Here is an 18915-nt window from a genome sequence, read left to right as displayed (position 1 = left end):
GACGGGCGAACAATCCCCATATCGCTGGGTGATCGTGACGGCATCCGCGCTGATGCTGGCGGTCAGCATGGGTATGATGGTGAACGGCGCATCCGTCTTTCTCATCCCGCTCAATCTGGAATTTGGCTGGGACCGGGGCTCGGTCTCGCTGATCAATGTCGCGGGGCTGTTGGGGCTTGCGGTTGGCGGCATCATTATGGGCCGGGTCGCTGATCGCAGTTCGACCCGGCGGGTGGCGCTGTTCGGTGCGATTGTCCTCGGGCTTTGCATCCTTGCGGCATCCCAGGCGAGCGAGCTTTGGCAGTTCTATGTCCTCTTCTTTATCGCGGGCGCGTTGGGTGCGGGCGCATTGTTCGCGCCGCTGGTTGCCAATGTCGGCAACTGGTTCGTGACCGGGGCGGGCCTTGCCGTCGGGATCGTCTCGGCCGGGCAGGCGCTCGGGCAGGGCGGCGTGCCCTACGGCATTGCCATCCTGATCGACAATATCGGCTGGCGGGAGGCTTTGATGGTGATGGGTTGTTTTACGCTCGCCGTGCTGGTGCCGCTGGCCCTCACCATCCAGCGTGCGCCCATCGCGGCGCAGGTTGCGGGCGGGGCGGAGGATGAACCGCCGACAGCTCTCCCGCCGCATATCGTCACGATCTGGCTCAGCGCCGCCGTGCTTTTCTGCTGCACCTGCATGGCGGTGCCGCTGATGCATCTGGTGCCATTCATTCAGGGCTGCGGATTTTCGATTGACGAAGCGGGCAGTGTGGTGTTCGCGATGATGATCGTCGCCGTCCTCGGCCGGATCGCATTCGGCAAGCTCGCCGATATTATCGGGGCCGTCCGTGCCTATTGGATCGCGTCGCTCTGGCAGACGGTGCTGGTCTTCGGTTTTACCCAGATCGAGAGTTTGAACGCCTTCTATATCTTCGCGATCATCTACGGCTTCGGCTATGCGGGTGTGATGACGGGCGTCATCATCACCGTGCGCGAACTGACCCCGGTCGCCAAGCGCGCCTCGGCTCTTGGTATCACCACCGTCTTCGCCTGGATCGGCCATGGGATCGGCGGTTATCAGGGCGGGGTTTTCTACGATGTGACGGGAAATTATACAATTACCTACGCCAATGCGGCGATAGCGGGGGTCATCAACCTGATCATCGTCGGCGCGCTTTATTTCACCATCCGGCGGCGGCAGCCTCCGCTCACTGTCGCCACCGCCTGAAAAGGCATTTCGTGCCGGGGGGCTCGGCGGTTTCGCGCGCGGATATGACGTTGCAGGGTGCATCAGGGACGGATAAGCTGGCCGGGAGATTTTCAAGGAAAGTAATGATGATAAGCGATTTGCATTTACCCCTCATTCTGCTGGCGGCCCTGGTGGCGATGGCGAGCCCGGGTCCGGCGACCCTCGCCATTGCGGGCACCTCAATGAATGCCGGGCGGCGCTTTGGTCTTGCGCTTGCCGCCGGGGTGATGACGGGATCGCTGTTCTGGTCCTCTGCGGCGGCCTTCGGGCTGGGCGCGATCATGCTGGCGAATGCCTGGGCGTTTGAGGTGATCCGCTATGCCGGCGCGGGTTATCTGCTGTATCTCGCCTACAGGTCGGCACGCTCCGCCCTCTCGCGGGAGCAGGGGATAGGGCGTCAGTTCAAGGTCACCAGCTGCCGCGCGGCCTACCGTAAGGGTCTGGCGCTGCATCTGACCAACCCGAAGGCGGTGCTGTTCTTCGGCTCGCTCTATTCGATCGGGGTGCCGGCGGATGCGCCGCTTTCCTCGCTGGCGATCATTATCGCGGCGATTGCATCGCTGGGCGCGGTTGTTTTCTTCGGTTATGCGCTGATCTTTTCCAGTGCGCCGATGGTGGCGGGATATGCCCGGCTTCGGCGCTGGTGCGAGGGCGCGTTTGCCATCGTCTTCGCCTTTGCCGGGATCAAGATCCTGACCGCGCGGATCGCAGGAGACTGACGCCGCCCCGTCACCTGCCTATTTCTTCTTCTTTGACTTGCCCTTCTTGGACGGCTTGGCGTCTTTTTTCGCCTTTACATCCTTCTTGGCCTTTTTATCCTTCTTCGGCTTTTCGGCCTTCTTGGATTTCTCGGCCTTTTTTGCCTTGGCGGGCTTGGCATCTTTGGTCTTGCCCTTCTTCGGCTTCTCCGCCTTCTTGGCTTTTTTCACCTTGTCCGCCTTCGCAGGCTTTGCGGCCTCTTCGGTCTTTGCGGGTGCGGCCTTGGCCACAGGTTTTGCCGCCGCCACTTTCTTCGCCGCCGCGGCCCTTGCCGCCGGTTTTGCGGGGGTGAGTTTCGGAGCGGTGGTGGCGTTCACGGCGGGGGCCGGAACTGCGGCCGGGACCGGCGCCAGCGACGCCTTTGCCGCGTCAATCAAGACCTTCGCACGCGCTTCGCCGATACCGGGGACGGCCAGAAGATCGGCGACCTCGGCCTTGGCAAGCTGCTCGGCGGTGGTAATTCCTTTTTCGGTGAGGCCCGTGCCCGTGGTTGGACCGACGCCTTTAACATCAAATATAGTCAGCATATTTGTTATCCTTTTCGCGCGGGTAAAAAGGCTGGCGCGAAGGCCAGCCTTTATAGGGTTCAATCGCCGTTAAGCCGCTTTCTTCAGGGCTTTTTTGGCTTTTTTCAACTTGCTTTCCTGCTTGGCAACTTTCGCCTTGCGGGATTTAACCTCTTTTTTCAAGTCTTTGATCTTCGCTTTTTTAGCCATGGTACATCTTATCCTTCATGATTTAATGGGTGATGCAGGGCGGTCAGTCCGACAGGGCGTGCTGCTTCAGAAAGTCGCGGATAAACCGCCGGACCTCGCGGGCGGCGCTGGTATCCAACTCGTCACATAGCTCGACAAACTGGTCCCGTTCCTTGCCCTTGATGCGGATGATCAACTGGCTGTCTTTCCGTTCTTTCTTCTTCAGCTTTTTCTCTGCCGACATCGGTATCTGTGCTCCTTGCATGGTTTCGAGTATATCGAACGCATATCATATGTATATACATTTTATGTTACAATATTGTGGCAGCGATGAAAAGCCGTTTTCGTGGGGGCAGGGGTTATTTGTAGATCAATGTCCCGTCGTCCAGATCCGCCGTGACAAGGGTTTCCTTGTCGGTGTAGTAATCCTGCGTATGCACCCAGGGATCCTTATCGCCCTGCTTGGGCATGATTTTGAGGGCGCGGGTAAGATATCCGGCGTTGAAATTCTCCGGATCGACGAAAGGCTTTTCGGGCATGTCCCTGTCTTCGTCCCGCAGCTCCGGCACGACCATGCGCGCGCCCTTCTGCGCCATATGTTTCATCAGGCGGCAGACGAATTCCGCCACCATGTCGGAGCGCATGGTCCAGCTTGTGCGGAGGTAACCGAACACCCAGGCCATATTGGGCACGCCCGAGAACATGATCGCCCGGTGTGACCAGCTTTTGCCGAAATCGAGCGGCTTGCCATCGATGGTGAAGGCAATATCGCCAAGGACGCTCATATTGAAGCCGGTGGCGGAGATGATGATATCCGCTTTCAGCTCCTTGCCGGATTTGAGGAGAATGCCCTCTTCCGTGAAATGATCGATATGGTCGGTCACGACGGAGGCGTCGCCCTTGCGGATCGCCTGAAACAGATCGCCATCCGGCACAAAGGCGAGGCGTTGCCGCCAGGGGCGATAGGTCGGCGTGAAATGCGGATTGACCGGCACGCTGTCGCCAAGATACATCTGCGCGCCTTTGATCAGCTCCTCCCGCAGGCCTTCCGGCTCCTCGAAGGAGCGGCGGGTGATTTCCTTCTGGTCGAAGAGGACTTTTCGTCGGGCGATCTCATGCACCCATTCGTCCGGCACATCGAGTTCACGGAGGGTCTCCGCCAGCTCATCACGGTTGGCACGGGCGGAAAAATAGGTGGGGGAGCGTTGCAGCATGGTGATATGTTTCGCCGTTCCCGCCATCGCCGGGATCAGCGTTGCCGCCGTCGCGCCGGAGCCGATGACGATCACTTTCTTGTCTGTGTAGTCAAGATCTTCGGGCCAGGTCTGCGGATGGATAATCTCGCCCTTGAAGTCCTGCATGCCCGGATAGTCGGGCGTATATCCCTCGCTATGGCGGTAGTAGCCCTGGCACATCCAGAGGAAGTTGCAGGCGTAGCGCCGGACCTCGCCGCTTTCCTTGTCGAGTACGTCGAGCGTCCAGCGTTTTTCCTCGCTCGACCAGACGGCGGTCTTCACTTCATGGGAAAAGCGGATATGGCGGCGGAGATCATTCTCATCGAGGCTTTCACTAAGATAGCGGAGAATTTTATCTGCTCTGGCAATGGGGTCATCCTTCCACGGCTTCCACTTAAACCCGAAGGTAAAGAGATCGCTATCGGAGCGGATGCCCGGATATTTATGGGTCGCCCATGTGCCGCCGAACGTGTCCTGCGTCTCCAGCATGGCGAAGCTTTTGTTCGGGCAAAGTTTCTGGAGATGATAGGCCGCATCGATGCCGGAAATCCCGGCACCAATGATCAGCACATCAAAATATTGAGTTTCGCCCGCTGTTTCCTGGGCGCCTTCGACCGCTGCATCCATGGTCTTCTCTCCTGCTCGCCTTCGGCGTTGTTTGTTATTGCCCAATAGAATAATGATATCCGGGCGGCGCGCAATAGTAGATTATCGCGGCAATAGGCACTAATCTGGGCGCACCGGAAATACGGACTTTCGAAGGCGCAGGACATAATGGTAAAACGGACGCAACTCAACGGGGAAAGCGAGCTTCACGGCATCTTCAAGCCGGGGGATTTTCTCGATTGTTATTCGGTTGCTATTTCCCCGCCTGATCGCCCGCTTGAGGAAATCGCGCAATATATTCTGATCGCCATGCCGGGATGGGCGCGGACATTGCTCCGTATCCGGGACCGGATCGTCAGCTTTTTCGGCATCAAGACAACACGGGAGCTCCCCCAGAACAACAGCTTTCGAAAATCCGTCGCTGTGGGGGATCATATCGGCTTTATGACAGTCCGGAGCCTTTCCGTGCGCGAGATCATTCTCGGCGAGGACGATTCCCATCTTGATTTCAGGATAGCGCTTCGGCGCGAAGTGGGGGAGGCGGGCGTTGTCTCTCTCGCCACGCTCGTTCATCGGCATAACCTGATCGGGCGGCTGTATCTTATGCTGATCATGCCGTTTCATATCCTGATCGTGAAATCCCGCCTGGCCGCCGCGGCCCGTCATTTTAGCTCGATGGCTTAAGCCGGATCACCGAATTCGAATGTCGGGTTACCAAGGCAAACCCTGCAGATCAATTATGCCTTCAATCGGGGCCGGATGCGTCACCTGGCGAACCATTGGCTGCGTTACAGTATACTCGCCGTTCCAGCCGGGCTGCTCGGCCAGTATGGCGCCGTCGAACAACGACCAGCCAAGGCGCCTATAGAACTCGAAGTTATTGGGCTCGCAGAACAGCAAGCCGAATGAACAATGCGGCTCCCGATCGATGATTTCATGAGTTGCCAGCATCGCCGCGCGACCAAATCCGGTTCGCTGGGCCGAGGGCCGCGTCATCACACTGCCAACCCCACCTATCAGTGTCGGCACGCCATTTAGAAGCACAGTTCTGAAAAGAATTCCTGCTGTTGATACGGGGTCGTCATCGTCATAAACGATAATCCTTCGGGCCGGTTGCGCGAAGGTAACGTTTTTCCAAACTATCGTTTCTATGACGTCTGGCGGATAAACAGCGGCGGCGAGGGGGGCAATTATCGCTCCGCTGTCGGCACCCTCCTTTTCTTCCACTCTCATAATGAATCTTCCTTCTGTCCGTTGAATAGTTGCAAAACCCGCCGTTTCTGCACAATATATAAAAGTGGACTTAAGACTAATACTATAGACAGGGAGTATGCACCATGGCTGGGAAATTTGAACTTTACAAAGACAAGGCAGGCGAATTTCGTTTCCGCCTCAAAGCGGGCAACGGCGAAGTCGTTGGTACATCCGAAGGCTACAAGGCGAAGGCAAGCGCGGAGAACGGGATCGCATCCGTCACGAAAAATGCGGGCGATGACGGCCGGTACGAGTTCAAGGAAGGCAAGAACGGCAAATGGTACTTCAACCTGAAAGCCTCTAACGGCCAGGTTATTCTCTCCAGTCAGGGCTATGCCGACGAAGGCGGGGCAAAGGCTGGAACCGGCGCGGTTGGCCGCGCGGCCGATGGCGCCAAGACCGACGATCAGACGTAATTTTATCGCATAGACTGCGGGAGGCCGGGGGAGTGATCCTCGCGGCCTCTCTTTTTGAGTGAATATTGGGTGAGCAGATGACAGAGACAACAATCGAGGCAACGCTTGACGCCTATTACAAGGCGTTGCAATCGGGCGATGAAAGCCAACTCCGCGATATTGTGTCGCCGGATATCCATGTGCAGTATCACGATACGGCGGGTGTGCTGCCTTGGGGCGGCAGCTGGCGGGGGTTTGATGCCTTCCGGACATTCCTCTCCCATGTGGCGGAGCATCTCGTCATTGAAGAGGTTGAACCGCTTCAGAAACTCGTCGTTGACGATACGGTGATTGTCGTGCTGCGCGGGAAATGGCTGGCGAAGGCGACGGGCCGCCGGGTTGAGGCGGTGGTCAGCAATATCTTCACCATCAAAGATGGTCGCGTCACCGGCTATCAGGTTTTTCCCGATAGCGCGGCCTTTGCCATGGCGCTGGACCGGCTTGCCGTGGTAGAGGCAGGATAATAAATCCGCAAGAGTGAGCGCAGGAACGAGTGAAATGGAGTTACCGGTTTTTCTGATTGTCCTGATGGCGGCGTTGCTTCATGCGTCATGGAATGCTTTCGTGAAGATGAACGACGACCGGGTGCTGTTCATGGCGGTGATGATGGCGGGGAGCGGTCTCGCCGCCTTTATCGCGACGACCTTCCTGCCGCTGCCGACGGTCGAAAGCTGGCCTTATATTGCCACCTCCGTCGCGCTGCATATCGGCTATCCGCTCTTTCTCCTGATGGCCTACAAGTTCGGCGATTTGAGCCATGTCTATCCGCTTGCGCGCGGCTCTGCCCCGCTGATCGTTGCGCTGGTCTCGGTCCTCTATATCGGGGATGTCTTAAGTTCACAGGCGATGGTTGCGGTGATGATCATGGCCTTCGGGATCATGAGCCTGTCGCTCACGCGCGGCGCGCAGGATCTCTGGAATCCGAAGGCCGTCTTCTTTGCGCTTGGCACCGGGCTTTTCATTGCCGCCTATACCCTGACCGACGGCATCGGCGCGCGCCTTGCGGGCAGTGCCCATAGCTATACCGCCTGGATGATGGGGCTGGAGGGGATCCCCTTTATCGTCTATATCCTGATAACGCGAAGGGCGCGGGCTTTGCCGCAGATTGCCCGCGTCTGGAAAGTGGCCGTGCTGATGGGGCTGATGAGCCTTGTCGCCTATTGGTCGGTGATCTGGGCGATGACGGTCGCGCCGATCGCGCTCGTCGCGGCGGTACGCGAGACGAGCATCATTTTCGCGCTGCTCTTCGGGGTGTTTTTCCTGAAAGAGAAATTGAGCCTGATGAAACTCGCCTCCACCTTCATGACCCTGTTCGGCGTCGTGCTGCTCAAAATGAACCGCAGTTGACGCGCATGAAAATGCCGGACGGATTATTTTCCCGTCGTTTTCAGGCGGATGCGCATGGAACTGCCTTTTGGTTGCTCGATATCGAAGGCGCCGGTCTTGCGAACGAGATCGCTGAGTTTGGCGATGCCGTAGTTCCGTGAATCAAAGTCCGAATTAAGGTTGCTGAGCTGCTTGCCGACGCCACTGAGCGTGACCCATCCGTCATCGCTGTCAAGTTCGGCAATGGCCTTCTTGACCTGCTGCGTTGCCTTGTTGAGCGGCTCCAGCGGTTTCTTGGTAGTCTCGGGGGCTTGCGGGCTTCCCTCTGATACGGCGCGCAAATTCTCCGTATAGATAAAGCGGCGGCAGGCCTGACGGAAACTCTCCGGCGTTTTACGCTCGCCGAAGCCGTAGACATCGATCCCCTGTTCGCGGATACGGGCGGCCAGCGTCGTGAAATCGCTGTCGGAAGAGACGAGGCAGAAACCGTCAAAGCGCCCGCTGTGCAGCAAGTCCATGGCGTCGATCACCAGCGCGATGTCGGACGCGTTCTTGCCCGATGTATAGGCGAATTGCTGGTGTGGCATGATGGCGTGCTTCTGCAGGACATCCGCCCAGCTTTTCGAGCGCGCGTGGGAAAAATCCCCATAAATCCGCCGCACGCTGGCCTCCCCGATCTTGGCGATTTCCTCGAACAGGCCGTCGGCGATCCGGGCCGAGGCGTTATCGGCATCGATGAGGACGGCGAGGCGGGGGGAGCGGGGTTCGGACATTGTCAGGCCTTTTCATGGGGGCGAGTGCATTCAATCAGACAATGTCGCATGTGCCGCGAAGATACAACTGCTTTCACCTAAAAAGCAGCCGCCAGCGTGAGCCGGCGACCGCTTCCCAGGAGTGAGTAATCAGGCTGCGACGGCCTGTCTTGTCTTAACCGCATACTGCGCGATACGTTCACCATAGAGCCGGGCGGTTTCAAGATCGCCAGCCCGCGGCGCTTCTTCCGGGGAGGCGTCGGAGGGGGAGATTGCAAGTGCGCCTGCCGCACCCCCTGTCCAGTTCGCATGCTCAGGGCCATGCGCCTTCGTGTTGGCGGAAGGCTGACCGATGCCGATCCAGACCTGGCCATGCTGCTGCGACAGGGTGAAGAAATAATTGATTGTCAGGAATTTATCGCCATTGACGGACGCCGAGTTGGTGAAGCCGCCGGCAATCTTGTCCTTCCAGGTTCTTGCAAGCCAGACTTTCGAGCTTTCATCGGCGAATTTCTTGAACTGCCAGGCCGGTCCGCCCATATAGGTCGGGCTGCCATAGATGATCGCGTCCGCCTCGGCGAGGGTGTCCCAAACGTCTGCGGCGATCTCGCCACTTTCGGGGATCTGGATGTCGGTGACCGTGGCGCTGTTGACGCTGGACGCACCTTCCTTCACGGCCTCGGCCTGCTTGGCGGTGTGGCCGTAGCCGCTGAAATAGATGATGGCGATTTTAGTCATTTTTTGAACTCCTGTGGCATTTGATAAGCGGATAAGTTTTCTGCGCTGATTGCCACGTAAAGCCTTTACTTTCTTTTTGCAAGTAGTTACCTTATGGTAAGTATTGAGAAAAATCGGAGAATGTTTCGATGTCCCCAAAACACAACCCCAACCAATGCCCGATGGAGAGCATCCTCGGCCAGATCATGGGCCCCTGGACGCCCTATATCCTGTGGCTTCTCTCTAATGAGGAAAGTTTGCGCTTCGGCCAGATTGCGGCACTCATCCCTGATATCTCGGCCAAGGTACTGACCGACCGCCTGCGCAAGCTGGAAGGCTCCGGCCTCGTCCATCGCGATTATCATCCGACGGTGCCGCCGACGGTCTATTATTCCCTGACGGCGCGCGGCGCGGAGATTCATTGTGTTCTGCAGGGGCTGAATAAAGTGGCGCTGCGCTGGGACGAGGAAGATAAGTCGGATAAGGGCAACGCGGAAATTGCCGCCGAATAAGGGCCGTGATAGCCTGCGGGCCGTAAAACAATAATAAGGGAGGCCCGCGCCATGGAAAAAATCAATATCCAGTTCACCCTGTTTTCCGCCTTTTACTCGCCGCTTATCTCGGTGATGTCCGGGGGCTTCCTGAAGGAGGAGGGGCTTGAGCCGGACTGGTCCGTCTCGCCGCCCGGGAAAAGTGCCATCGATGCGCTGAAGGACGGCAGCGCCCATGTGGTGCAATCGGCTTTGAGCCAGGGTTTCGGCGCGCTCGCCCGGGGGGAGACAATGACCGTCAGCCATTTCGCGCAGATCAACGAGATGGACGGCTTCTTCCTGACCGCGCGGGAGCCGGACCCGGATTTCACCTGGAAAAAGCTGGAAGGGGCGGAGGTTGTTCTCTTCGGTGGGGGCCAGCCGCTCGTCATGTTTAAATATGCCTGCCATCGGGCGGGCATCGATTTCGAGAAAATCAAGGCCATCAATGTCGGCGGCGCGGCGGCGATGGACAAGGCCTATCGTGACGGGCAGGGCCAGTATGTGCAGCAACAGGGCCCGTTCCCGCAGCAGTTAGAATCCGACGGTATCGGCCATATCGTGGCGCAGGTCGGAAAACAGATTGGCCCTTGCGGCTTTTCCAGCCTCGCGGCAACGAAAGACTGGCTCGAAAGTGACATGGCGCGGGCCTTTACGCGGGCCTATCGCAAAACGCGCGCCTATATGAATGAGGCACCCGCCGCAGAAATCGCGAAAGCGGAGAAAAGCTACTTTCCGGATATTGACGAGGCCGCGCTTGCGAACTGCATCGCCACCTATCAGAAGCTTGGTTGCTGGACCCCGCATGTGGAAATCACCGAAAGCGCCTATGAGGCGACGATGGATATCTTCGCCTACAATGGTCTGCTGGAGGAGCGCTATCCCTACGGCCGGATCTGCAGCCTGCCGCCCGCCTAGAGCAGCAAGCTAAGCACAACCGAGGCGACCAGCATCACAGCGAAGAGGATATTGACGGTGCGGCTGACCCTCGGGTTTTGCAGCCGGGTCGCGAGGAGGGAGCCGAATATCAGCCAGAGGGTATTGACGACGATAATCACCATCGTCAGGGTCGCGATTTTGAACACTGTATCCAGCAGCAGGTTATCCGGCAGCAGAATGTTGCCGGAATAAACCGCGCTGATGGCGACATAGGCCTTTGGGTTGGCGATGGCGAGTAGAAATCCGCCCATGAAAGACGGCGGCTTGCTGGCCGTAAGCCCGCTGCCGATCACCGGCGCAGTGGCGATCCGGTAGGCAAGATAGAGGATATAGGCCGCGGCGAGCAAGCTGATCACGATGGTGAGCGCTGGCTCAGCGAGGATTAATCCGGTAATCCCAACGGCAATAAGCAAAAGCACGCCGATCGTCCCGAGAGTGATACCGAGAAAATAGTTAATTGAGACCCGCGCGCCAAAGGCCGCGCCAATCGCCGCGAGGCTTAACGTCGCCGGACCCGGGCTCCCCATCAGCGGTAGCGCCGCCAGCACCAGCAAAATCAAATCCCCTGCCATTCAGCCTCCAGCGCTGCTCTAGAATAGGTAGCTTAGCACCAGCCCGCCGCCTGCACAAACTAGCAGGACGGGTGTGATCGACCATTTGCGATAGAGTAGTAACCCGGCTGCAACGGCGGTAAGGATCAGTACCTTCCCGTCGAAGGAGGCGAAGGTCGGCTGCCAGAGGGTGATCGGGCCGAGTTCCTGCTTCGTTACCTCCGTAAAGAAGACATGCAGTGCGAACCAGATGGAAAGATTGAGGATCACACCGACCACCGCCGCCGTGATGCCGTTGAGCGCGCGTTCCAGCCTTGGCTGATGGGAAATCCAGTCGATATAGGGCGCGCCGGTAAAAATCCAGAGGAAGCAGGGCACGAAGGTCACCCAGAGGGTCAGCGCCGCCCCGGCAAGGCCGAGGAGGAAGCCGCCCTCATAAAAGGCGGCGAGAAAGCCGACAAACTCCGTCACCAGAATGAGCGGGCCGGGCGTTGTCTCCGCAAGGCCAAGCCCGTCCATCATTTCGCCCGCGCTTAGCCAGCCGAACTGGTTGACCACATCCTGCGCCATATAGGCGAGCACCGCATAGGCCCCGCCAAAGGTCACCACCGCCAGCTTGGAGAAGAACAGCGCGATCTCGGTCAGGATCGGCATATCTGAAAATGCGGCGATCAACAGCACCGGCGCCCACCAGATAATCAGCCAGAAGGCGATCCAGAATAGCGTTTTCGGGAGGGAGCGTCCGGCGGGCAGGGGCATCGCCTCCTCGCTCTGGCGGTTCCCGCCCCGGAAAAACCCGTAGAGCGCCGCAAGCAGGACAATCAGCGGGAAGGGCAGTTCCAAAAAGAAAATGCCGATAAAGGCGAGGGCCGCAATGATCCAGGGCGTTACGCCTTTGAGTGCCCGTTTCGCGACCTTGAGCAATGCCTCGATCACGATGATAACAACGGCCGCCTTGATCCCGAGGAACAGGCTGCTGACCAGGGGAACTGCGCCGAAATAGGCATAGGTGCTGCCAAGGGCGAGAATAACCACCGCGCCCGGCAGGACAAACAACAATCCTGCCATCAGCCCGCCATTGATTCCGCTCAGCCGCCAGCCCGCATAGGTGGCGAGTTGCATTGCCTCGGGCCCGGGGAGCAGCATGCAAAAGCTCAGGGCATTAAGAAACTGCTTTTCGGTAAGCCAGGCCTTTTCCTCAACCAGCACCCGATGCATCAGCGCAATCTGCGCCGCTGGCCCGCCGAAGGAGAGCAGCCCGATCCGGCCGAAGGCGATGAAAACCTCCCCGCTGTCCGGTGCCGGGACGGTCGTTTCGCGTTTCGCGGAGTCGGTGTCCATAATAGAAAACCCGGTTGTTTTATCGCCTGCTTCACCGAAATGATAGACGCAACAGCCGGGTTAATCTGTCAACTGGAAAGTTATGAAGCTTTACCGACGCGCGCCTCGACATTGCGCTTGATATTGGCGAGCGCGATATCGGCTTCCTCATTCATCCGGTTGATCTGGTCCTCGGTCGGTGGTTTTAGCCGGGCCGGGTTGATCATGGTACGGGTGAAGAGAACCTGGCCCTCCTCTTCCTCCTTGACGTCATAGCGGACAATGATCGTGCCGATAAAGTCGGCGTAGGTCTGGCCGATCCAGAGATGGGGCGGTTCGCATTCCGCCACGACCCATTCGAGCCGCGCCGGACCGCTCCGGGTGTGCCATTCCTCAACGAAGGTGTCGCCCTTGCGCAAGGGACGGTCAGGGCTGTCGATCTGGTGCGAGGCCGCGAGCCATTCGGGCCAGCTGTTGGGGTTGCAGACATAATCAAGAACGTCCTCCGCCGGAGCGCTGATCAATATGTTGTGGCTGCGTTTGAAGGAGTAAGTCTCGGTCATTGGGGATTTCCTTTTGTACTGTTCTCTTTCTTGAAAAGCGCGCGAGCGATGCGTTCATTCTGGATTTCGGTGGTGCCGTCGACATAGTTGGCGATGCGGGCACAGGCGATCTGGCGGCCGAGAGGGTATTCCCGGCGCAAGCCCGCCGCGCCCATCACCTGCATACATCGGGAAAGCTGCTCATCGGCCATCCGGGCGGCGTATTTCTTGGCGTGCGCGGCGGGCAGCTCGGCATTTGCGCCCTCCTCCACAGCCAGGGTTGCGCGGTAGGCGAGAAGGCGCGCGGCCTCCACCTCCGTCTGGGCATCGGCAAGACGCCAGCGCAGCCCCTGAAAATCGGCGATATGACCACCGAAGGCCGCGCGTTCGCTCGCATATTTGACCGCCAGATCGACCGCCGCCTCGGTCATGCCGCAGCACATGGTGGCAACATAAGTCCGCGCCGCGTTGACCCCGGCCATCGCGGCCTTGAAACCATCGCCCGGCGCACTCATCATGCGGATATCGGGCACAAAATGATCCTCAAGCTTAAATCCGCCAACGCCAATGGCATGGCCGCCCATAATTTCAAACGGTGGCACGCGGCTCACCCCGTCTTCCCGCGCATCGATGAGGAAGCCCGCCACCCCGCGCCAGCCCGCCGCCGGGTCCGTCTGCGCATAGAGGAACATCAGGTTCGCATTCGCCGCATTGGTGATCCAGGCTTTTTCGCCATTGATGACCCAGCCGCCATCGACCTTTTTTGCCAGAGTTGCAATCGCCGCGAAATCGCTGCCGGCGTCGGGTTCGGTCAGGGCGGTGCAGCCGATGGCCTCGCCGGCGAGCATCTCGGGCAGGTATTTCCGGGCGATTTCTGCGGGCGCGTCGCGGGCGATTTTCCCGGCGAGGCCCATATGATTGATCAGGGAGAAGGAAAAGGCGAAGCAGTCGCGCGCGATTTCCTCGGCGATGCGCGCCTTCAGGCGGAACCGCCCGCCGAACCCGCCAAGGCTTTCCGGTACCTCAAGCCCGGCAAAACCGGCGAGGGACGCGGCCCGCAAAGCCTTGATCGGTTGGCGGCGCTCATCCTCCCAGCCTTGTGCCCTGGGTGCAACCTCGTTCCGGGCAAACTCAACCGCGCGGGTGAGCATGTCCTCTTCGGGCCGGGTGAGGGGTAATTCCATGATAACTTCCGATTCTTATTCTTAATTTTCAAGACTATAGCGAAGCAATGATAACCCGAAAAGCGCGTTTTACGGCAACGGTATTATTCTATGAGTTTTTTCTCCATTCGGAAATTGGTGAGCGCGCCGCCGTTGCCGCCAGATCATCTGCCGTAAAATCGCGGATGTTGATTTTTTGTCGGTTCATTTGAAAGAAGACGGTCCTTTAAAAGAACAGGATGTGGTAAAACAGGATCATAGCAGGCGCCAGGGAATTCCAACAGGGAGGAATAGAATGCGGGTGCTGATCGTGGGTGCAGGCCCGACAGGGCTGACGGCGGCGGTGGAAGTCAAACGCCGTGGCATTGAGGTTGAGGTGATCGATAAACGCGAGGAAGGCTCAGGTCTTTCGCGCGCCGTCGGGATTACGCCGGAGAGCCTCTCGCGGCTGACCGCATCGGGAGTGACGGAGAAACTACTGGCCGAGGGGATCCACTTTCAGGAGGCGCGCATTCACCGCCGCGCCACGCTCCTGTTGAAGCTCCCCTTCAAGGTTTCAAAGGCGAAATATAGCCATGAATTTATTCTCGGCCTGCCGCAGGACCGCACAGAGACGATTCTGCGCGAGACGCTGGAATCTGATGGCGTAAAGGTCCGCTATGCGACAGAGCTGAAAGACCTCCGCGAGGACGGTGACGGTGTGATCGCGGTGATGGCGGACGGGGCGGAGGAACGCGTCGACTATATCCTCGGGGCCGATGGGATCCACAGCCGCTGTCGGGAGGTGATGGGCCTTGAGTATTTGGGCTATGACCTGCCGGAAACCTGGTCGATTGCCGATGTGAACGCACAAAACTGGCCGACCCCCAGATCCTTTACCATATGCCAGTTCGCGCGCGGCGGGGTTGTCGTCGTCGCGCCGCTGGCGACGGACCGCTACCGGGTTATTTCCAACCGGCGGGATGCCCTGCATAATCTTCCCATCGAGATGGAGGTAACAAAAATCAACCGGGAGGGAACCTTCACCATTTCCATCCGTCAGGTACCGGAATACCGCAAGGGGCGGGTGTTCCTTGCCGGTGATGCTGCCCATTGCCATTCCCCGGTTGGTGGGCGGGGCATGAACCTCGGCATCGCGGATGCGGCGGAATTTGCCCGGCGTCTGGCGGAGGATGACCTGGCGGGATACAGCGCCGCGCGTCATGCGGAAGGCGCAAAAGTGATCAGGGGAAGCGAGCGGGTGCGCAAGATCGTGACATCAAGAAGTCCGGTGATGCGGCGGCTGTTCCGCTGGGCGCTGGGTATCGTTTCCATCGCGCCGCCGCTGCAGCGGCGGATCGCGGCGATCATGCTTTATGGATGACAGCGGCAGAAGAGTCTGGATAATGCTGCACTGCAATGTGAATTAACGCTGCTAAGTTTCTGTTGCAAAGAATAAAAATACATGGAAAATGTTTCCCAAGGACTATATTAGCCAACAAGACGCTGTTAAAGCGCAATAACAATTTTGACATTTAAATATCCGGGAGGATTATAAGATATGCGTAAAGCATTAATGGTCGCGGCTGCGACGGCTATGTTGATGGCATCCGGTTCCGCCGCCTATGCGGCATGTGATGCGGACGAGATTGTCATTAAATTTGCCCATGTGACGAACACGGACAAGCATCCCAAGGGGATTGCTGCCAGCCTTCTGCAACAACGGGTAAATGACGAGATGCAGGGCAAGGTCTGCATGGAAGTTTATCCAAACTCCACCCTCTATAATGACGACAAGGTGCTCGAAGCATTGCTGAACGGCGATGTCCAGCTTGCCGCGCCATCGCTCTCCAAGTTTGAGCAGTTCACCAAGCAGTTCCGCATCTTCGACCTGCCGTTCATGTTCAAGGATATCAACGCGGTTGATGCCTTCCAGAACTCCGATACCGGTCAGGCGATGAAGGAAAGCATGACAAAACGCGGTCTTTTGGGCCTTGCCTTCTGGCATAACGGCATGAAGCAGTTCTCGGCCAACAAGCCGCTGGTCTCGCCGATGGATGCGAAGGACCTGAAGTTCCGGGTGCAGTCCTCCGATGTGCTGGTCGCCCAGATGGATGCCCTCGGCGCGAACCCCCAGAAGATGGCCTTCTCTGAAGTCTATGGCGCGCTTCAGCAGGGTACCGTGAACGGACAGGAAAACACCTGGTCGAACATCTATGGCCAGAAGTTCTTTGAGGTTCAGGACGGCACGACCGAAACCAACCACGGCGTGATCGACTATCTTCTTGTGACTTCAACCGAATTCTGGGAAGGCCTTCCCGATGATATTCGCACGCAGCTTGATACGATCATCAAGGAAGTGACGGAAACCCGGAACGCGGAATCCACCAAGGTGAATGAGGAAGCCAAGCAGGCAATTATTACCGCTGGCGGCGTTGTCCGCACCCTGACGCCGGAACAGCGGCAGGAATGGGTCGATGCGATGAAGCCTGTCTGGGCACAGTTCGAAGCCGATGTCGGCGCCGACAATATTGCCGAGGCACAGAAGTTCAATATGACCAACTAGACTGGTACATGCTGGCGCGGCGATCAAAAGTCGCGCCAGCCGATTTTTTGCGTAGCTGACAAGGGGGGAGGCCATGTCGGAACACACGCCGCACCGCAGGCGCACATTTGTCGACAGCCTGGAAGAGACGCTGATCGCCATTATTCTGGGGTTGATGACCCTGGTCACCTTTGCCAATGTGGTCGCCCGCTATGTCTTTAACTCCAATATTCTCTGGGGTCTTGAGGTTACGTCGATCCTCTTTGCCTGGCTTGTTCTGCTGGGCGTGAGCTATTGCGTCAAGAAAACGGCGCATCTTGGCGTCGATGCGGTTGTCAATCTCCTCTCAAAACCGGTGCGGAAAATCTGTACCCTGATCGCGGTGGCGTTCTGTCTCGTGTATGCTTTCCTGCTGTTGAAGGGGGGGTGGGATTTCTGGTCGCATTTCGCCAATCTTCCGGCGACGACCGGGCGCTGGTTCCCGACCGGGTTTCAGGAAAAATTTCTCGCCAAGGGCTGGTATGAAACCAACGATGTCTTCATGCCGGAGATGTTTCAGTTCTTGGCCGACTGGTTCAATGATGGGGAGCGATATGAGAAAATTCCCCGCCTTATTCCTTACGTCATGCTGCCCGTTGGCATGGCCTTGTTGCTGTTTCGCTTCCTGCAGGCGGGCTGGGCTGTCTATACAGGCAAGCAGGGCCTGCTGATTGTCAGCCATGAAGCGGAGGAAGCGGTCGAGGAAGCCGCCGCCAAAATCGAGCGGGAGGGATAGGCGATGGAAGTTGTTCTCCTGTTTGCGATCATTATTACGCTTCTGTTGCTGGGCGTGCCGATTGCGATAGCGCTGGGCCTGAGTTCCATCGTCTTTTTGCTTGCCCTGTCTGACAGTTCGCTCGCCTCCGTCGCCCAGACTCTCTATGAGGCGATGGCCGGGCATTACACCCTGCTGGCGATCCCGTTCTTTATCCTCGCCTCCAGCTTTATGTCGACGGGCGGGGTGGCGAAGCGCATCATTCGCTTCTCGATCGCCGTTGTCGGGCATTTCAGCGGCGGCCTCGCCATTGCCGGGGTGTTCGCCTGCATGATGTTTGCCGCGCTTTCCGGCTCCAGCCCCGCGACAGTGGTCGCCATCGGTTCCATCGTCATCGCCGGGATGACCCAGGTCGGCTATAGCAAGGATTTTGCTGCCGGGATTATCTGTAATGCGGGCACGCTCGGTATCCTGATCCCGCCCTCCATCGTCATGGTGGTCTATGCGGCGGCGACGGATGTCTCGGTCGGGCGCATGTTCCTCGCGGGCGTGATCCCGGGTTTGCTCGCGGGGCTGATGCTGATGGTCGGCATCTATATCGCCGCGAAATGGAAGGGACTTCCTAAAGGCGACTGGCAGGGCTGGGGAGAGGTGCTCTCGGCTGCGCGGGATGCGGGCTGGGGCCTGTTCCTGATCGTGATTATCCTGGGTGGCATCTATGGCGGTGTCTTCACTCCGACAGAGGCGGCGGCGGTGGCGTCGGTCTATGCCTTCCTGATCGCCAATTTCATTTATTGCGACATGGGCCCGCTGCATCGGGAGGGGCAGGAGTCCATTCCCCTCTGGCGGAAGCCGCAGGCGCTGATTACCGTGTTTTTCCACAAGGACACCCGCGATACCCTGTTCGAGGCGGGCAAGCTCACCGTCACCCTGATGTTTATCATCGCCAACGCGCTGATCCTGAAACATGTGCTGACGGACGAACAAATCCCGCAGCAGATTGCCGGGGCAATGCTGGATGCAGGCTTTAACTGGTGGGTCTTCCTGATCATCGTGAATATCATCCTGCTGATCGGCGGGCAGTTCATGGAACCCTCCGGCCTGATCGTGATTGTTGCACCGTTGGTCTTTCCTATCGCCATCGAGCTTGGGATCGATCCCATCCATCTTGGTATCATCATGGTGGTGAATATGGAGATCGGGATGATAACGCCCCCGGTGGGGCTTAATCTCTTTGTCACCTCGGGGATCGCGGGGATGCCGATTATGCGCGTCGTCAAGGCGGCGTTGCCCTGGCTTGGCATCCTGTTTTTGTTCCTGATCCTGGTGACCTATATCCCGACGCTTTCGACATGGTTGCCGACGACCTTCATGGGTCCGGAACTGGTCATTAAATAGGCAAATCGCGGCGCATTTTTATATGCGTCGCGTCGCCGTTTCCTGTCTCCGGGCGATTCGATATTGTGTGGATAACTCTAAAACACGCAATATATAGGGGGGTTACGGCTTTTTTTTACCAAATTCATCGAAACTGTTTGCGAATTTTTCCAGTTTGACTCACT

The 18915-nt window shown here is 58.1% G+C and carries 22 protein-coding genes; 12 read left to right on the top strand and 10 right to left on the bottom strand.

The genetic code is table 11. The features are described from left to right. Together P1U71_RS10245 and P1U71_RS10240 are read left to right on the top strand one after the other, a co-directional pair. Positions 1-1210: MFS transporter (locus tag P1U71_RS10245; RefSeq protein WP_301105503.1), on the top strand; the 1210-nt coding region annotated here is incomplete at its 5' end. Between the two features lie 107 nt (positions 1211-1317). Next, complete coding sequence (locus P1U71_RS10240; protein WP_367281168.1) at positions 1318-1950, top strand: LysE family translocator; 633 nt, start codon at positions 1318-1320, stop codon at positions 1948-1950. Positions 1951-1968: 18 nt separating this feature from the next. Here P1U71_RS10240 and P1U71_RS10235 read toward each other — a convergent pair whose 3' ends face one another. The 3 genes from P1U71_RS10235 to P1U71_RS10225 all read right to left on the bottom strand — a co-directional run bounded on the left by P1U71_RS10235 (position 1969) and on the right by P1U71_RS10225 (position 4547). After that, on the bottom strand, positions 1969-2517 hold the full coding sequence (locus P1U71_RS10235) for a helix-hairpin-helix domain-containing protein (protein WP_301105501.1): 549 nt from the start codon (positions 2515-2517) through the stop codon (positions 1969-1971). A 232-nt stretch (positions 2518-2749) separates the two neighbouring features. Further along, positions 2750-2929 (bottom strand): hypothetical protein, encoded by a 180-nt coding sequence (locus P1U71_RS10230; RefSeq protein WP_301105500.1) that lies wholly within the window; start codon positions 2927-2929, stop codon positions 2750-2752. A 115-nt stretch (positions 2930-3044) separates the two neighbouring features. Continuing rightward, the gene (locus P1U71_RS10225; RefSeq protein WP_301105499.1) at positions 3045-4547 is read right to left on the bottom strand and encodes an NAD(P)/FAD-dependent oxidoreductase; all 1503 of its coding nucleotides are present in this window, start codon (positions 4545-4547) and stop codon (positions 3045-3047) included. 147 nt (positions 4548-4694) lie between these two features. On the opposite strand from P1U71_RS10225, the gene P1U71_RS10220 reads away from it, so the two are divergent. Beyond that, positions 4695-5210, top strand: coding sequence for a DUF2867 domain-containing protein (locus P1U71_RS10220; protein WP_301105498.1), 516 nt, complete (start codon positions 4695-4697; stop codon positions 5208-5210). A gap of 27 nt (positions 5211-5237) precedes the next feature. Here P1U71_RS10220 and P1U71_RS10215 read toward each other — a convergent pair whose 3' ends face one another. Beyond that, the gene (locus tag P1U71_RS10215; RefSeq protein WP_301105497.1) at positions 5238-5759 is read right to left on the bottom strand and encodes a GNAT family N-acetyltransferase; all 522 of its coding nucleotides are present in this window, start codon (positions 5757-5759) and stop codon (positions 5238-5240) included. A gap of 104 nt (positions 5760-5863) precedes the next feature. Here P1U71_RS10215 and P1U71_RS10210 point away from each other — a divergent pair, with 104 nt between their 5' ends. From P1U71_RS10210 to P1U71_RS10200, 3 genes are all read left to right on the top strand, one after another. After that, positions 5864-6196 carry a YegP family protein gene (locus tag P1U71_RS10210; protein ID WP_301105496.1) on the top strand — a complete coding sequence of 111 codons (333 nt, stop codon included), beginning with the start codon at positions 5864-5866 and terminating at the stop codon, positions 6194-6196. A 77-nt stretch (positions 6197-6273) separates the two neighbouring features. Continuing rightward, positions 6274-6699: a nuclear transport factor 2 family protein gene (locus P1U71_RS10205; RefSeq protein ID WP_301105495.1), complete on the top strand. Its 426-nt coding sequence runs from the start codon at positions 6274-6276 to the stop codon at positions 6697-6699. Positions 6700-6733: 34 nt separating this feature from the next. After that, positions 6734-7582 carry a DMT family transporter gene (locus P1U71_RS10200; protein ID WP_301105494.1) on the top strand — a complete coding sequence of 283 codons (849 nt, stop codon included), beginning with the start codon at positions 6734-6736 and terminating at the stop codon, positions 7580-7582. Between the two features lie 23 nt (positions 7583-7605). On the opposite strand, the gene P1U71_RS10195 is transcribed toward P1U71_RS10200, so the two are convergent. Then, positions 7606-8334 (bottom strand): NYN domain-containing protein, encoded by a 729-nt coding sequence (locus tag P1U71_RS10195; protein WP_301105493.1) that lies wholly within the window; start codon positions 8332-8334, stop codon positions 7606-7608. Positions 8335-8463: 129 nt separating this feature from the next. Continuing rightward, complete coding sequence (locus P1U71_RS10190; RefSeq protein WP_301105492.1) at positions 8464-9051, bottom strand: flavodoxin family protein; 588 nt, start codon at positions 9049-9051, stop codon at positions 8464-8466. A gap of 128 nt (positions 9052-9179) precedes the next feature. On the opposite strand from P1U71_RS10190, the gene P1U71_RS10185 reads away from it, so the two are divergent. Both P1U71_RS10185 and P1U71_RS10180 read left to right on the top strand, forming a co-directional pair. Further along, positions 9180-9542, top strand: coding sequence for a helix-turn-helix domain-containing protein (locus P1U71_RS10185; RefSeq protein ID WP_301105491.1), 363 nt, complete (start codon positions 9180-9182; stop codon positions 9540-9542). A 51-nt stretch (positions 9543-9593) separates the two neighbouring features. After that, positions 9594-10478 carry an ABC transporter substrate-binding protein gene (locus P1U71_RS10180; RefSeq protein WP_301105490.1) on the top strand — a complete coding sequence of 295 codons (885 nt, stop codon included), beginning with the start codon at positions 9594-9596 and terminating at the stop codon, positions 10476-10478. Here the strand turns inward: P1U71_RS10180 and P1U71_RS10175 are convergent. The 4 genes from P1U71_RS10175 to P1U71_RS10160 all read right to left on the bottom strand — a co-directional run bounded on the left by P1U71_RS10175 (position 10475) and on the right by P1U71_RS10160 (position 14096). Next, positions 10475-11071: a LysE family transporter gene (locus P1U71_RS10175; RefSeq protein ID WP_301105489.1), complete on the bottom strand. Its 597-nt coding sequence runs from the start codon at positions 11069-11071 to the stop codon at positions 10475-10477. The two genes, P1U71_RS10180 and P1U71_RS10175, sit on opposite strands and share 4 nt — an antisense overlap. 18 nt (positions 11072-11089) lie before the next feature. Next, entirely contained in the window at positions 11090-12391 is a 1302-nt protein-coding gene (gene chrA / locus P1U71_RS10170; RefSeq protein ID WP_301105488.1) for a chromate efflux transporter, read from the bottom strand. A gap of 80 nt (positions 12392-12471) precedes the next feature. Continuing rightward, entirely contained in the window at positions 12472-12933 is a 462-nt protein-coding gene (locus tag P1U71_RS10165) for an SRPBCC family protein (RefSeq protein WP_301105487.1), read from the bottom strand. Continuing rightward, the gene (locus P1U71_RS10160; RefSeq protein ID WP_301105486.1) at positions 12930-14096 is read right to left on the bottom strand and encodes an acyl-CoA dehydrogenase family protein; all 1167 of its coding nucleotides are present in this window, start codon (positions 14094-14096) and stop codon (positions 12930-12932) included. The genes P1U71_RS10165 and P1U71_RS10160 overlap by 4 nt, the downstream gene beginning before the upstream one ends. Positions 14097-14370: 274 nt before the next feature. Here P1U71_RS10160 and P1U71_RS10155 point away from each other — a divergent pair, with 274 nt between their 5' ends. The 4 genes from P1U71_RS10155 (at position 14371) to P1U71_RS10140 (ending at position 18751) form a co-directional block, all read left to right on the top strand. Further along, positions 14371-15438, top strand: a complete 1068-nt coding sequence (locus P1U71_RS10155) for an FAD-dependent monooxygenase (RefSeq protein ID WP_301105485.1) — start codon at positions 14371-14373, stop codon at positions 15436-15438. A 192-nt stretch (positions 15439-15630) separates the two neighbouring features. Beyond that, complete coding sequence (locus P1U71_RS10150; protein WP_367281167.1) at positions 15631-16620, top strand: TRAP transporter substrate-binding protein; 990 nt, start codon at positions 15631-15633, stop codon at positions 16618-16620. A gap of 73 nt (positions 16621-16693) precedes the next feature. Continuing rightward, positions 16694-17374, top strand: a complete 681-nt coding sequence (locus P1U71_RS10145; protein ID WP_301105483.1) for a TRAP transporter small permease — start codon at positions 16694-16696, stop codon at positions 17372-17374. A 3-nt stretch (positions 17375-17377) separates the two neighbouring features. Beyond that, entirely contained in the window at positions 17378-18751 is a 1374-nt protein-coding gene (locus tag P1U71_RS10140; RefSeq protein WP_301105482.1) for a TRAP transporter large permease, read from the top strand. Positions 18752-18915 lie beyond the last annotated feature (164 nt).

Origin of the sequence: Sneathiella sp. (assembly GCF_029233945.1) — a bacterium.
Taxonomy (GTDB): Bacteria; Pseudomonadota; Alphaproteobacteria; order Sneathiellales; family Sneathiellaceae; genus Sneathiella.
The sequence above is the reverse complement of the archived record's forward strand: the minus strand, read 5'-3'. Positions and strand labels throughout refer to the sequence as shown.